At 40.7% G+C, this 14,109-nt stretch carries 16 protein-coding genes; 14 read left to right on the top strand and 2 right to left on the bottom strand.

Annotation, left to right across the window (positions count from 1 at the left end):
- The first annotated feature begins 532 nt into the window (after positions 1-532).
- The 4 genes from CLIN57ABFB40_RS03835 to CLIN57ABFB40_RS03850 all read left to right on the top strand — a co-directional run bounded on the left by CLIN57ABFB40_RS03835 (position 533) and on the right by CLIN57ABFB40_RS03850 (position 3,906).
- Complete coding sequence (locus CLIN57ABFB40_RS03835) at positions 533-1,660, top strand: OmpA family protein (protein WP_175628964.1); 1,128 nt, start codon at positions 533-535, stop codon at positions 1,658-1,660.
- Positions 1,661-1,716: 56 nt separating this feature from the next.
- Positions 1,717-2,232 carry a porin family protein gene (locus CLIN57ABFB40_RS03840; protein WP_175628965.1) on the top strand — a complete coding sequence of 172 codons (516 nt, stop codon included), beginning with the start codon at positions 1,717-1,719 and terminating at the stop codon, positions 2,230-2,232.
- A 153-nt stretch (positions 2,233-2,385) separates the two neighbouring features.
- Complete coding sequence (locus tag CLIN57ABFB40_RS03845) at positions 2,386-3,342, top strand: manganese catalase family protein (protein WP_175628966.1); 957 nt, start codon at positions 2,386-2,388, stop codon at positions 3,340-3,342.
- A 261-nt stretch (positions 3,343-3,603) separates the two neighbouring features.
- A complete protein-coding gene (locus CLIN57ABFB40_RS03850; RefSeq protein ID WP_175628967.1) occupies positions 3,604-3,906 on the top strand; it encodes a YtxH domain-containing protein in 303 nt (100 codons plus the stop codon).
- Between the two features lie 83 nt (positions 3,907-3,989).
- Here the strand turns inward: CLIN57ABFB40_RS03850 and CLIN57ABFB40_RS03855 are convergent, their stop codons facing one another.
- Positions 3,990-4,256, bottom strand: coding sequence for a hypothetical protein (locus CLIN57ABFB40_RS03855; protein WP_175628968.1), 267 nt, complete (start codon positions 4,254-4,256; stop codon positions 3,990-3,992).
- Positions 4,257-4,516: 260 nt separating this feature from the next.
- Between CLIN57ABFB40_RS03855 and CLIN57ABFB40_RS03860 the strand changes: the two genes are divergently transcribed.
- From CLIN57ABFB40_RS03860 to CLIN57ABFB40_RS03870, 3 genes are all read left to right on the top strand, one after another.
- The gene (locus CLIN57ABFB40_RS03860) at positions 4,517-4,777 is read left to right on the top strand and encodes a GlsB/YeaQ/YmgE family stress response membrane protein (protein ID WP_022138615.1); all 261 of its coding nucleotides are present in this window, start codon (positions 4,517-4,519) and stop codon (positions 4,775-4,777) included.
- A gap of 30 nt (positions 4,778-4,807) precedes the next feature.
- A complete protein-coding gene (locus tag CLIN57ABFB40_RS03865; protein WP_022138614.1) occupies positions 4,808-5,104 on the top strand; it encodes a YtxH domain-containing protein in 297 nt (98 codons plus the stop codon).
- A 137-nt stretch (positions 5,105-5,241) separates the two neighbouring features.
- On the top strand, positions 5,242-5,430 hold the full coding sequence (locus CLIN57ABFB40_RS03870; protein ID WP_175628969.1) for a hypothetical protein: 189 nt from the start codon (positions 5,242-5,244) through the stop codon (positions 5,428-5,430).
- Positions 5,431-5,499: 69 nt separating this feature from the next.
- Here CLIN57ABFB40_RS03870 and CLIN57ABFB40_RS03875 read toward each other — a convergent pair whose 3' ends face one another.
- Positions 5,500-6,432, bottom strand: coding sequence for a YihY/virulence factor BrkB family protein (locus tag CLIN57ABFB40_RS03875; RefSeq protein ID WP_175628970.1), 933 nt, complete (start codon positions 6,430-6,432; stop codon positions 5,500-5,502).
- Between the two features lie 187 nt (positions 6,433-6,619).
- Here CLIN57ABFB40_RS03875 and CLIN57ABFB40_RS03880 point away from each other — a divergent pair, with 187 nt between their 5' ends.
- The 7 genes from CLIN57ABFB40_RS03880 to CLIN57ABFB40_RS03910 all read left to right on the top strand — a co-directional run bounded on the left by CLIN57ABFB40_RS03880 (position 6,620) and on the right by CLIN57ABFB40_RS03910 (position 14,090).
- Positions 6,620-6,811 (top strand): hypothetical protein, encoded by a 192-nt coding sequence (locus CLIN57ABFB40_RS03880; protein WP_022138611.1) that lies wholly within the window; start codon positions 6,620-6,622, stop codon positions 6,809-6,811.
- 155 nt (positions 6,812-6,966) lie between these two features.
- Positions 6,967-8,100: an OmpA family protein gene (locus tag CLIN57ABFB40_RS03885; protein WP_175628971.1), complete on the top strand. Its 1,134-nt coding sequence runs from the start codon at positions 6,967-6,969 to the stop codon at positions 8,098-8,100.
- A 195-nt stretch (positions 8,101-8,295) separates the two neighbouring features.
- Positions 8,296-9,369, top strand: coding sequence for an STM4015 family protein (locus CLIN57ABFB40_RS03890; protein WP_175628972.1), 1,074 nt, complete (start codon positions 8,296-8,298; stop codon positions 9,367-9,369).
- Between the two features lie 6 nt (positions 9,370-9,375).
- Positions 9,376-10,386, top strand: a complete 1,011-nt coding sequence (locus CLIN57ABFB40_RS03895; RefSeq protein WP_175628973.1) for an STM4014 family protein — start codon at positions 9,376-9,378, stop codon at positions 10,384-10,386.
- Positions 10,373-11,227: an STM4013/SEN3800 family hydrolase gene (locus tag CLIN57ABFB40_RS03900; protein ID WP_175628974.1), complete on the top strand. Its 855-nt coding sequence runs from the start codon at positions 10,373-10,375 to the stop codon at positions 11,225-11,227. The genes CLIN57ABFB40_RS03895 and CLIN57ABFB40_RS03900 overlap by 14 nt, the downstream gene beginning before the upstream one ends.
- A complete protein-coding gene (locus tag CLIN57ABFB40_RS03905) occupies positions 11,224-12,498 on the top strand; it encodes an STM4012 family radical SAM protein (protein WP_175628975.1) in 1,275 nt (424 codons plus the stop codon). Before CLIN57ABFB40_RS03900 ends, CLIN57ABFB40_RS03905 begins: the two co-directional genes overlap by 4 nt.
- Positions 12,499-12,542: 44 nt before the next feature.
- Positions 12,543-14,090, top strand: a complete 1,548-nt coding sequence (locus CLIN57ABFB40_RS03910; RefSeq protein WP_175628976.1) for an STM4011 family radical SAM protein — start codon at positions 12,543-12,545, stop codon at positions 14,088-14,090.
- The last annotated feature ends 19 nt before the right edge of the window (positions 14,091-14,109 follow it).

A 14,109-nucleotide genomic window follows, 5' to 3' on the forward strand; every position in this document is an offset into this window, starting at 1 on the left:
GTTATTTTTAGTGATTTGCATATTTTAATATTGTTCTATTTTTAATATTTGCTTATAATAGTATAATCGTTGTTTTGCCTTCGAAAAAGGCATATTTATGAATTGATATTTATAAATATGCCTTTTCTGTGCTTGTATATTGATTATTTATACAGTCGGATTATTCGTAAAAGAATGGCTTTGTTTAAGGGTGAACTGTTTCTTTGTGAGGTATAAATTGAGCGGGTAATTGCTTTTAAATCATTTTACTATGAAGTTGAGTATGGCTATTTCTTATAGTAGATAATATTTGCCATGTATTACTTAGTAACTAATAATATTCTCCTTTCTTTATTTGAACTTGATTTATTTTTATAGACTTATCTAATAAATATACATGTTTGTTTGGCTTTTCAATAAATGGTGTATTCTTTTGATTTTAAAAAATCAAATATATGTTAATGTGAAATACATATTACGAACTAATTTTTTTTAGGATATGTTGTTTTCGTGTAGATGATAAACAAAACGTCACATTAAATTATATTCAATTATGAAAAAGTCTATTATTTTATTAGCTTGTGTGTTGGGTGCATTTTCAGCGAAGGCCCAAACAGTTATTGAAAGTACTAAATTTACAGATAATTGGTCAGTGGGAATTAATGCTGGCGCAGTGACTCCGCTTACTCATAGTGCTTTCTTTAAAAGTATGCGTCCTGCTTTTGGAGTGGGATTTTCGAAACAATTGACTCCTAATTTCGGTTTGGGATTTCAAGGAATGGGGTATGTGAATACAACCCAAAGTAAAACTGCTTTTGATGCTTCTGATGTTAGTGTATTAGGTAAGGTGAATCTGATGAATCTTTTCGGCACTTATCTTGGTTCTCCGCGTGTATTTGAAATTGAAGCTGTGGCCGGCGTAGGGTGGCTGCACTATTATGCAAGCGGTGACGGTGACGAAAATTCATGGTCTACCCGTTTCGGCATGAATTTTAATTTCAATATGGGCGAATCTAAAGCATGGACTATTGGCATCAGACCTGCTATTGTGTATGATATGCAAGGGGATTATAATCGGGCAAAAAGCCGTTTCAATGCCAACAATGCTGCTTTCGAAATTACTGCAGGATTGACATACCACTTTGCAACAAGCAATGGTACCCATTACTTCAATAAAGTGAAAGTTTACGATCAGGCTGAAATTGACGAGTTGAACTCTTCTATAAATGCGCTTCGCGGACAAGTGAATACTAGAGATAGTGAGTTGAATACTGCTAACCAAAGAATCAACGGACTACAACAGGAGTTGAATGACTGTCGTACAAAAGTAGTTCCGGCAGAAACAGTGGTCAAGACAGCCCGTATTCCGGAATCAATCATTACTTTCAGACAAGGTAAATCATCCGTTGATGCTTCGCAACTTCCAAATGTGGAACGTGTAGCTTCTTATATGAATAAGCATCCGGAAACAAAAGTTGTAATAAAAGGATATGCTTCTCCGGAAGGTAGTGCCGAACTCAATGCCAGACTGGCTGCAGCACGTGCAGAGGCTGTCAAGACAATTTTGGTTAAGAGATACAGAGTAGCAGCAGATCGCGTTACTGCCGAAGGACAGGGAGTGGGCGATATGTTTACCGAACCGGATTGGAATCGTGTAAGTATCTGTACTATTGAAGAATAATAAGGAACGAGAGTTTTGTTTTAGATGAAATATATTATTAACTAAATGCCTTGATTATGAAAAAGTTTTTATTATTGATTTTAGTAGCAATGACTGCTTTCGGAGTGAATGCTCAAACTAGAAAAGGTGAGGGCTCTTTAATGGGAAGCCTTGGTTACCAGACTAATTACGAGAGGTTCGGCTTGCAAGCGCAGGGACGCTATGCGATTGCCAATAATCTTAGGATAGCTCCTGACCTCACATTCTTTTTCCCGAAAGACAAAGCAACGGGACTGGATGTGAATGTAAACTTCCATTATGTGTTCAATTTCAGTAAGGATGGACAAGGATTTTCCGTTTATCCTCTTGCGGGAATTGGTATGCAGAACAACTTTTATGGAAAGCAGGATATCGAGGTGAATGGTGTGACCACTCAAGTGGATAGAAGTAACTCAACTAAATTTGCCTTTAATCTTGGAGGCGGTATTACTTTACCTTTGTCAGAACGTAGTTTTTTAAACGCAGAAGCGAAATTTATGTTTGCCGAGGATGACAATGTCGTTATCATGTTAGGTTATGGTTATAAATTCTGATTCTTAATTGTATGCCGGACGGTATTTATGCTATCCGGCATATTTTTCTGACGATGTCGCATTGAGAGAATGCGTGAATATATAAAACAACATGTTATAAATATAGATGTACATCTTAATCAACCTGAATTACTAACTTAAAAAAAATCGATTATGTTTTATCATGTAAAAGATTTGCAATTCAATGCCCGTGTTTCCAGACCGGACCCGCGTTTCGCACGCATATTGCTGGAGGCATTTGGTGGTGCTAATGGAGAACTAACTTCAGCCATGCAATATTTTGTACAAGCTTTCAGTTGTCATAATCCGTTCCCGGACAAGTATGACATGCTTATGGATATTGCTACAGAAGAGTTGGCACATCTCGAAATAGTGGGAGCTACTATTCAGATGCTTCTCGGACCGGTAAACGGTGAGATGAAGGATGCTGTAGAGACGATGGATATTCGTAAACTGATGAACGGTAAGTCTGCTAAGGAAGAACTTATTCAACAAGCGTTTACAAATCCGCAATGTGTGGTGGTAGCTCCTGGTAGCCCGATGTTGACAGACAGTAACGGAAATCCATGGTGCGGAAGCTATGTATCTGCCAATGCGGAACTTACGGTAGATCTCCAAACTAATATGGCGAACGAATGTCGTGCCAAGATTGGTTATGAAAATCTGCTGAAGTTTACAGAGGATCCTTCGGTGAGAGAAACTCTTGTTTTCCTGATGACTCGTGAAATTACGCACTTCCAGCAGTTTGAGGCAGCCCTGAATACCATTCAACCGAACTTCCCACCTGCAGTGTTGCAAACTTCGCCAAAGTATAGTAACCTTTACTTTAATCTGTCAAAAGGTGAAGAATATCGTGGTCCGTGGAATAAAGGTAAGAGCTCACGATTGAAAGAAGAGTGGCAGTATATTGACGATCCGCTGGGAGAAGTGAGAAAGACAAACGGGCTGGTGGACAGAAAACCTGAAGGGACGGAACGCACTGAAAAACAGGTTGCTCAAATGGACAAACAGTTGTCTGACGAACGCAGCAATGAAGTGCTTTCGGCAACTCCTGAAAAGGAACTGATGTGGTGTGATTATCAGAAATCAGAAAAAGGCAGCAAAAAATAAACGGCTGCATATAATCTATTTTTTAACTTTTAATTTTTTGTGTTATGAATAAGAAAACTGAAAAAAAACAGGAAGCAAAGAGTGCCAAAAAGGAAACTCAGGCTAAAGAAAGTAAATCTGCAACTTCCTGCAAGAAGTCGGATAAGAAGTAATGCTTTAGATTCTTAAATCAAGCTCATGTATTTTCCGGCGGAAGATGTTCGGAATACCTTTCGCCGGAATTTTTAATTCTATTTTATGAAATAACTAATTTGAGAGAATATGAAAACAAGAAAAATATTGTTCGCAGTTTTGGCGTTGATATGTACTGTATCTTTGGCTATAACTTCTTGCAAAGATAAAAAAACGCAGGATAAGGTTAACAATCGGATTGAGAATGCAAAGGAATCTGCTGACAGGGCGCTTGATAAGGCTTCAGATAAAATAGAGGCAGGAGCGGATAGCGTAAAAGAAGCTTGGAAAGAAACCAAAGAAGAAGTAAAAGATGGGGCGCATAAAGCTAAGAAAGAAATAAAGGAGGGTTATAATAATGCCAAAAAAGAAGTGAAAAAGGCACTTGATTGATCTTTGTTGAATATGTTTCATATATCGGAAGCATAGTATTTCCATTATTTACCTTCAGAAAGGACAGTGTCTATCCTGTCCTTTCATCTATCAGTTTCCAGTTTGTATAACTCTAATTTGTATTGCTTCAGATACCAGCAATTCCCGTCACATATTTTCTTGGTCAATGTTCCGAAGAAGGAACGGGTCATGCATCTGTTGCCAAATAGATTGTTGCAACGTAATCTGTATGCTTCGATAGCCAGCGTCCTTTCTGCCATACGTCCTTTGGTGTATGCGTCCGAGCACATCTTATGTATGTTCTCATACTCGGTTTGACCTGTAAGAAATAAATTATCGCAATTTTTCATATTCCGGTATTTTTAATGTTTTATATATAGTAAAACATATTGTGGAATGTGGAGGTTTAATTAGAGCTTTTAATCATTCTTAATATTGCTCGTAATGTTGCTAAAATATGATAAATACAAAATATGTGTTAAAATATTGGGTTGAATTGGAACTAAATGATACTAAAAGTCGTTCTTAAATAAAATAAAAATCTTATTATAACTGGAGAAAACAGTAGACCCTTTTTTGAAATTTATATATAAACCTAAATTCTTTAATTATGAGTGTAATTTGGTACATTATCATTGGAATTGTTGCCGGTTTTTTGGCCGGTAAGATTATGAGAGGAGGAGGCTTCGGCCTTTTGATTAATCTGATTGTAGGTATTATCGGTGGTCTTTTGGGCGGCTGGGTATTCGGTTTACTAGGTATCGCTGCCGGCGGTATTCTGGGTAGTCTTATAACTTCGGTTGTGGGTGCTGTGTTGCTATTATGGATTTTATCCTTGTTTAGAAAACACCCCAGAAGCGAAGAACTCTGATTTATTAACTTTTAAAACTTAAACTTCATTATGGAAAGTGGAAAATCTAATTTTCTTATCGGACTGGGAGTCGGTTCGGTAATTGGTGCGCTGGTCTATCGTTTCTGGCATTCACCTAAAGGGAAGTGTGTGAAAGAAAAAGTAAATCATGCATTTCAGAAAGTAACCGGAGACAGTGTTAATTTGATTGATACGGTAAATGACAAGGTATTGGATGCCGGAACAAAAGTGGCTGACAAGGTAGCTGACGGAACCTTTTATGTTGCCGAAAAAGCGGATGATGTAAGAGATAAAGTCCATGCTATGGCAGATAAGGCTAAGAAATAGTTAGGGTTTTGTTGTTCTGCAATGGGAGGATAGTGTGAGTGAAAGCTATTCTCCCCTTTTATTATTTATTGGTTGGAGAACAGTTACGATGACAACTAAGGGTATCCTGAATAATTAACCATTAAAACAAATTGATTATGAAAACTAATAATTTCAATTTATGGCTTCGGTTGACAGTAGGCTCAGCTATTGGTGCAATGATATATCATTTCTCACCAGGTAGGAAGACTGAGAAATTGAGAAAACTGGTACGTCTGAGAAACCAGATAAAAGAAAGTGAGAATAAGGGCGAGATATATACACTCTCGGCCAATGCCAGAAGATAAGTTGCTTGTTTGTTTGCCTGTCACCAGTTTCAGATAGATAATAATTGCTACTGAAACTGGTGCTTGAAGTTAATTGACTGGTTTGTTTTCTTCATGTATTTCAATGACTTTGGTTGCCACGGCATATTCGTCCGGAAAGATCTTTCCGCCTAACTCGTTCGCCCATGCTTTCGTAAACTCCGCTCCTGTATATATGATAATGGCTGAATAATAAATCCATGTGATGAAAATAGCCATAAACGCCGCCGCTCCATATACGGTTTCTATATTTGCAAATCCGATATAAAAGGATATTCCCCATTGTCCGATTAATAATAACACGGTGGTGACAAGTGCTCCTATAAATACATCTTTGCTTTTGATTTGCGCATCCGGCAATATCTTGAATATGAGAGTGAATATAACTGTGGTTACACCTATATTAATAATCATTCCTATCGTTTTCACCAAAGATTCTGCTACATCCGGATTGTTGGTAATGAATTTGTTGCTTATATCTGTGATGAGATTGGTAATGGTAAAAGTGATGAGCAAGATAAAAGCGAAAGCAAGGATGACCGAGAAAGATAGCAATCTGTTTATGATATATTTAAGCCAACTCTTCTTGGGGACAGCTTTTATTCCCCAAATGGTATTTAGAGAACTTTGTATTTCTGCGAAAACAGTCGTAGCCCCGAAAATGGTGACACCTATGCTGATTATTGTGGCAAATGAAAATGAATCGGTTGTCTCTGCATTTTCCATAATTGCTTGAAGCGCATCAATCACTTTAGAGCCGACAACAGGTTCCAGTTGGGCGTATAACTGATTGGTGAAATCTACATTGAGTAATACTCCGATAGTGACAAGGAGTGAGAGCAGGGGGATGATTGAGAACAGGGTTGCGTAAGCCAGTGACGCACTCAATCTCATGACATTGTCATCAATAAATCCTTGAAAAGTGTCTTTTATTATTTTAATGGATACAGACAACTTTTTCTTGTTTTGGGTTAAGATTTTCATTGGCATTTTCTTTATTCTAACGAACATAATAATTTATTTGTTCGGGCATTATATGGAAAATCTATCAATAGTGTTCGCATTCCTGAATTTTTTGTTAAAAGACAAATCTCAAGAAACCAACATGTGCTTTTGTTGTTTATATATTGAAATGTGATTTTCAAACTATTATTAATCAAATTGTACTGTTATGGTTGGATTTGTAATTTGGGTAGTGGGATTGGTGCTCACTATTAAGGCGGCTTTGGAAATAGGACGCCTTTATGCGCCCTGGGAAAAGAAGTTGTTGGCTATTGTACTGATTCTTCTTACCAGTTGGATAGGGCTATTTTTCTATTATTTCTATGCTAGAAGCCGTATGGCGGGTTGGCTAAGTGAATAGTTGTTAATTACCTTATAGGTGTATGAACTAATTTTTTATACGATATGTTGTTTAGTGTGAATAACAAACTTAATTATGAACTAAAAAGTTAGGCATGGAACACATAAAAACATTTCTAATGATTTAGCATGCAAAACATTACAGTTTTAAAAAAAATGATTATGAAGAAATCTATTATTTTATTAGCTTTTGTATTGGGCGCATTTACTGCAAATGCCCAATCAGTAGTAGAAGGTACAAAGTTTACAGACAACTGGTCTGTTGGGGTAAATGCAGGAGCAATCACTCCTCTCACTCACAGCGCTTTCTTTAAGAGTATGCGTCCCGCTTTCGGAGTTGGATTCTCAAAACAATTGACTCCTATCTTCGGTTTGGGATTCCAGGGAATGGGATATATCAATACCACCCAGAGTAAAACGGCTTTCGATGCTTCGGATGTCAGTTTATTGGGTAAGGTCAATTTGATGAACCTGTTCGCAAGTTATCAAGGTCAGCCTCGTGTGTTTGAGATAGAAGCTGTGGCCGGAATGGGATGGTTACATTATTATGTAAATGGTGACGGTGATGAAAATTCATGGTCTACCCGCTTCGGATTGAATTTCAATTTCAATCTCGGTGAATCAAAAGCATGGACATTGGGAATCAAACCTGCTATCGTATATGATATGCAAGGTGATTATAACGACGCGAAGAGCCGTTTCAATGCCAATAATGCAGCTTTCGAGTTGACAGCCGGATTGACTTACCACTTCATGACAAGTAACGGAACTCATCATTTTGCTAAAGTGAAAGTCTACAATCAGGCGGAAATTGACGGTCTGAACTCTTCAATCAATGCTCTTCGTTCTGAAGTGAACAATAAGGACGGTGAATTGAATACTGCCAACCAGGAAATCAACGGATTGCAGAAAGACTTGGAAGAATGTCGTACAAAGGTGGTTCCTGTTGAAACAGTAGTCAAGACTGCCCGCGTCCCGGAATCTATTATCACTTTCAGACAAGGTCGTTCATCGGTAGATGCATCACAGTTGCCGAATGTCGAACGTGTGGCTTCTTACATGAAGAAATATCCTGATTCAAAAGTGATTATCAAAGGATATGCTTCTCCGGAAGGTAGTGTGGAAGTCAACGCCAGAATCGCCGCTGCACGTGCGGAAGCTGTCAAGACCATCCTGGTCAATAGATACAAGATTAGCGCTTCCCGTATCACTGCCGAAGGTCAGGGGGTAGGTGACATGTTTACCGAACCGGATTGGAACCGTGTAAGTATATGTACAATTGAAGATTAATACAGAAGTATAGAAACAGAATAACAAGGGCTGCTCCGAGAGAAAACGGGGCAGCCCTTCTTGTTTATATCTCTTGGTTTTGAAAGTTTAGTGTGCGATTGCTTTGTACGTGGCGAAAAATAATTATTTTTGCAGGCATCGTTCATGCGCTGTTGCGCTTTGGATGGGCAAATATCAACCATTAAAAAAAGTATTATGAAGAGAGTATTCGTATTTCAAGACTTTAAGTCACAGAAATTCTGGAGTATAGATGTAGCCGGAACCGACGTTACTGTTAATTATGGCAAGCTGGGGACAGACGGACAGACACAAGTAAAGAACTACTCGACTGCTGAAGAAGCCGAAAAAGCTGCCAATAAACTTATTGCGGAGAAAACAAAGAAAGGTTATGTGGAAACAGCAGAAGAAACAGCACGTGAGATGAAAGTCGAAGCCAAGAAATATGCTTTGAGTTATGATGAATACGAAAACAATGTCCAACTACTGGATAAGATTCTGAAAGACAAACATCTGCCCGAATATAAACAAATCACTATCGGTTGTTGGGATTATGAATGTGAAGATTGCTCCGCCTTACTACAAGGAATGCTCGAAAATAAAGATAAGTTTGCACTAATCGAAGGCTTGTTTTGGGGGGATATCGACCAGGAAGAACAGGAAATTTCCTGGATTGAACAGGCAGACCTCAGCCCGTTGCTCGACGCTATGCCTAAATTGAAAGACTTGAAGATAAAAGGAACGAATAACTTGCGTTTGGGACAAACCTCACGTCCTGAATTGCGCTCACTGGAGATTATCAGTGGCGGTCTTCCTACGGAAGTCGTAGAGGATATTCTGGCATCCGATTTCCCGAATCTGGAAAAACTGGTTCTGTATGTCGGTGTGGAAGATTATGGCTTTGAAGGTGATATTGAGATGTTCCGACCGCTTTTTTCCAAAGTCCGTTTCCCGAAACTGACTTATCTTGGCATTGTGAACTCGGAAGAACAGGATGAGATTGTAAAAATGTTCCTGGAATCGGATATTCTCCCTCAATTGGAGACAATGGATATTTCGGCAGGCGTCCTTAAAGACGAAGGTGCCCAACTTTTGCTGGACAATATGGACAAGATTGCTCATTTGAAGTTCATCAATATGCGCTACAATTATTTGAGCAAGGGTATGAAGAAGAAGTTGCAGGAACTTCCGATGAAGATTGATGTTGCAGAATCGGAAGAAGCTGATGAGTATGACGGTGAAATGTGGTATTACCCGATGATTACGGAGTAGGGGAGAATGCAGGTAATCGTTGTCAGCAACTCTCCGTCCAAACGTACCGAATACTTTGTCGAAGCCGGCAGGAACTTGCAGGCGGAAGTCTGTTTTTTAACTTACGAAGAATTGTTCAACTGCCTGCCGTCATTGCGGCAGGCAGTTGTCAAACTGGAACCGTGGGTTAGTAGTGAAACGGATTTTCTGAGATATGCCCTGTTGAGTGAAGAATATAAAGAGACATTGCAACGGCTGGACAAGATAATACTGCCTGGTGATGTGTATTTCTTGAATCCGCCTCATGCATTATTGCAGGCACTTGATAAAAAGGAAACCAAACAGATTTTATCAGCTAATGACCTGAGTGTAACTCCGATGCTGGATACTCCACGTTCTTTTGAAGAACTGGTGCAAGCTCTTTCCGATTACGGCAGAGGGTGTTTTCTGAAACCCCGTTATGGCTCGGGAGCAGGCGGCATTATGGCAATCCGCTATCAGCCGCGTCAGAAGAAGTGGGTGGTTTATACTACCTTGCAGAAAGTAGACGGAATCATTCATAATACAAAACGTATTCATCGTCTGACTAAGGAGCAAGATATTCTTCCATTGGCGGAAGCGGTCATGCATACCGGGGCTATTTTGGAAGAATGGATACCTAAAGAGCAGTTGCAGGGAGAAAATTATGACCTTCGGGTAGTATGTGGAGAGGAAGAGATTGACTATGTGGTAGTCAGATGCAGCAAGGGGAGTATTACCAATCTGCACTTGAATAACAACGCACGCCTGTGGAGCGAACTTTCCTTGTCGGAAGATGTCCGCCAACGGATATACCTTTTATGCAGGAAAGCCGTCCGTACACTGGGTTTGCAATATGCCGGAGTAGATGTACTGATAGAAAGAGGAACGGATACTCCTTATATTATTGAAGTCAACGGACAAGGCGACCACATTTACCAGGATATGTACGCTCACAATTCTATTTATACCCGACAGATAAGAACAATAAAAAAGAAATATGACCATGCAGATAGATGAACTGCCCGCCGGAGAACAAAACCAGTATCCCGATATGGATATGAACCGGGTGGTAGGGACACATGATATACTTATGCTTTGCTTCGATACGTTGCGCTACGATGTGAGTAAAGCGGAAGAAGCCGCCGGAGGGACACCGGTTCTGAACAGCTACGGCGGTTTGTGGGAGAAAAGGCATGCGCCGGGAAATTTTACTTATCCCTCTCATTTTGCTATTTTTGCAGGCTTTCTTCCTTCACCGGCAGAGCCTCATTCCTTACGTAGCCGTAAATGGCTGTTTTTCCCCGTGCAAGCAGGGACGGGGCGTATCCCGCCCAAAGGCAGTTATCCCTTTACGGAAGCTACTTTTGTGCAGAGCCTTGCCAATACGGGATATGAGACAATCTGCATAGGCGGTGTGAATTTCTTCAGCAAACGTAATGAACTGGGACGTGTGTTTCCCGGTTATTTTACGAAAAGCTACTGGCTGCCGACCTTTGGCTGTACGGCTCCCGACAGTACGGAGAAGCAGATTGATTTCGCTTTGAAGAAACTGGAGAATTACCCTGCGGACAAACGTATATTCATGTATATTAACTTTTCTGCTATCCATTACCCGAACTGTCACTACGTGAAAGGCAAAATGAAAGACGATAAGGAATCGCACGCGGCGGCATTGAGGTATATCGACAGTCAGTTGCCCCGTTTGTTTGAAGCTTTTCAGAAGCGTGCCGACACACTGGTGATTGCCCTTTCCGACCATGGCACCTGCTATGGTGAAGACGGCTATGAATATCACTGCATATCCCACGAAACAGTCTACACGGTTCCTTATAAACACTTTATCATGACGAAACAATGAATCAACCTCTATCCCGATATGTAGACTATATGTATAGTTATCCGCATAAAACGGCGTACCGTCCTTTTTCAGCTCCGGTTTCGCTGCTCCCATATTTGGAGCAACTGGAAGGTAGAAAGGCGTCACTCTACTTTCATATCCCTTTTTGCAGCCATAAATGCGGATACTGCAACTTATTCTCCCTGCAAACGAACCGTACCGAATATATCACCACTTATCTGGACGCTCTTCACAGACAGGCACAGCAACTTTCACCGCTCATTGCCGGACTGACGTTCGATAGCTTTGCCATTGGTGGCGGTACTCCATTGCTACTGACTGTCCCGCAACTGGAACAACTAATGGCTACTGCCGTTTTATTCGGCGTGCATCCGTCTCATGCCTTTACTTCTGTAGAGACTTCACCGGAATACGCAGACCGTTCGCGGCTCAATGTTTTGAAACAGGCAGGAGTAGCCCGCGTAAGTATCGGCATACAGAGTTTTCAAGATGAAGAACTGAAAGCTATCAAAAGGCGCCCTCGGCAGAACACTATTTATCAAGCGTTGGAAGGCATTCGTCAAATGGATTTTCCCTATTTCAATATCGACTTGATTTATGGCATTAAGGGACAGACGGTAGAAAGTTTCCTCTATTCATTGGAAGAAGCGCTCCGGTTCCAGCCGAACGAACTGTTTATTTATCCGCTATATGTACGTCAGGGTACGGGTATTACCGAACGGGAACCGGATGATGTCTGTTTCCGAATGTATTGTGCCGCCTGCGAGTTATTGCAAGCAAAAGGCTTTCTACAAACATCCATGCGGCGTTTCATTCATCATCCGTCCACTGACGCGGAAGTCTCATGTGGCGATGAGGTAATGCTTTCCTGTGGGTCGGGCGGACGTAGCTATTTGGGTGATTTACACTATGCCACCCGATATACCGTCTGTCAGCAATGCATTGCCCGAGAGATAGACGAATATATGGCAACCACTGATTTCACCGTAGCCCGTAACGGATTTATCCTTTCCGCAAAAGAACGACAGCAGCGTTTTATCATCAAGAATCTGATGTACTATATGGGGATTGACAAGGCTGAATATACCCGACGTTTTGGAGAGCCGCTTGACAGGACTCCGTTGTTTCGCGAACTGGCGGAACAGCACTGGATAGAGGAAACCTCCGACCGTATCCGGCTGACTTCCGAAGGACTTGGTTATTCTGATTATATCGGTCAGTTATTTATCACTCCGGAAATCAGGCAATTAATGGAGACTTATTCCTATTGAATGAAAATTGAGTGAAGTCTAAATGATATTTGAATGAAATGACAATGGCAAATGAAGGCTCTTTACTTTCCGTCCGACGTATATACTATCGGGGCAAATTGAATAGTTGTAACTACACTTGTTCTTATTGTCCTTTCGGCAAGAAGTCTCATCCTGCATCTACAATGCAGGACAAACAGGCATGGAATCGATTTATTACCGCTATTGAACAATGGAAAGGAGAGGCTTTGCAACTATTTATCATTCCCTATGGGGAAGCACTCATACATCGCTATTACAGGGAAGGAATAATACAGCTTGCGTCATTGCCACATGTTACCGGAATTTCCTGTCAGACTAATCTTTCTTTTCCTGCCGACGAATGGCTGGACGAACTTCGGGCAATTCCGTCATTGAGAGGTAAGATAAAAGTTTGGGCTAGCTTTCATCCGGAAATGATTTCAGTAGAGAAATTTGTCCGCCAACTTCATACGCTCCACAATGCGGGAATACAAGTCTGTGCCGGAGCTGTCGGCAATCCGTCAGTAAAAAATATACTTGCTGATTTGCGAAGTGCTCTTTCACCGGATATTTATCTGTTTATTAATGCCATGCAGGGGTTAAAGTCCCCGTTGAGCGATGACGATATTCGTTTTTTTACTCAATTGGATAATCTCTTCGAGTATGATTTGCGAAATGCTCCGGCTCAATGGGAGAATTGCTTGGGGGGAAGAAGTAATTGCTTTATTGACTGGAAAGGAGACATCTTTGCCTGCCCTAGAAGTAAAGTGAAGATAGGCAATCTTTATCAGAATCAAAAAACGGGTCAGAATCAAAAGTTGGATACCTCGCTTTCTTGTCAGAGGAAAGTTTGTGATTGCTACATTGCTTTCAGCAACCTGTCGAATCACCCTCTGCATGACATACTGGGCAAAGGTACATTTTGGCGAATACCGGATAAGCCCTTGATTACTTCCGTTTTTTTTGATGTGGACGGAACATTGACCGATGCACAAGGGAAAGTCCCGGAAAGTTATGCTAATACCTTACGATATATGGCGCAATCTGTCCCATTATATCTGGCTACTTCTTTATCTATGGAACAGGCACGGAGAAAATTAGGAAAGACTCTTTTCAGTTTGTTCAGAGGTGGGGCATTTGCAGATGGCGGATTATTGTTGTATGATGGGCAGAGCCGATGTTTACCGGTTGAATTACTACCGGACGTAAACAAAGAATCTGCAAAGATAACGGCGCATAGCTATGAAGGTCAAGTTTATAAGTATAGCATGCTGGTTTATGAGAAAGGACAGAGGGAGAACATTCTTTCCCAGTTAAAAGCAAAACCTTATCAGGTATTTTATAAACCACCCCTTATCACAGTTGTACATAAAGAAGCCGGCAAAAAGAAAGGAGTGCTCCATATATGTAAAGTTTTAGCTTTCCCTCTGGAGCAAGTATTGATTGTCGGCAACTCGCAGAAAGATTGGGAAATGATGTCGGCAGTAACCCATTCTTGTGCAGTGATGAACTCCGAACCGTTTTTGAAAGAACATGCCCGCTACACGTTGAATCCCGACCGTCTGCCTGCTTTCTTCCGTTTCCGCGAATAGAAAAGCGGATAAAGTTATT

The sequence above is a fragment of the Bacteroides acidifaciens genome, from assembly GCF_903181435.1.
GTDB lineage: Bacteria > Bacteroidota > Bacteroidia > Bacteroidales > Bacteroidaceae > Bacteroides.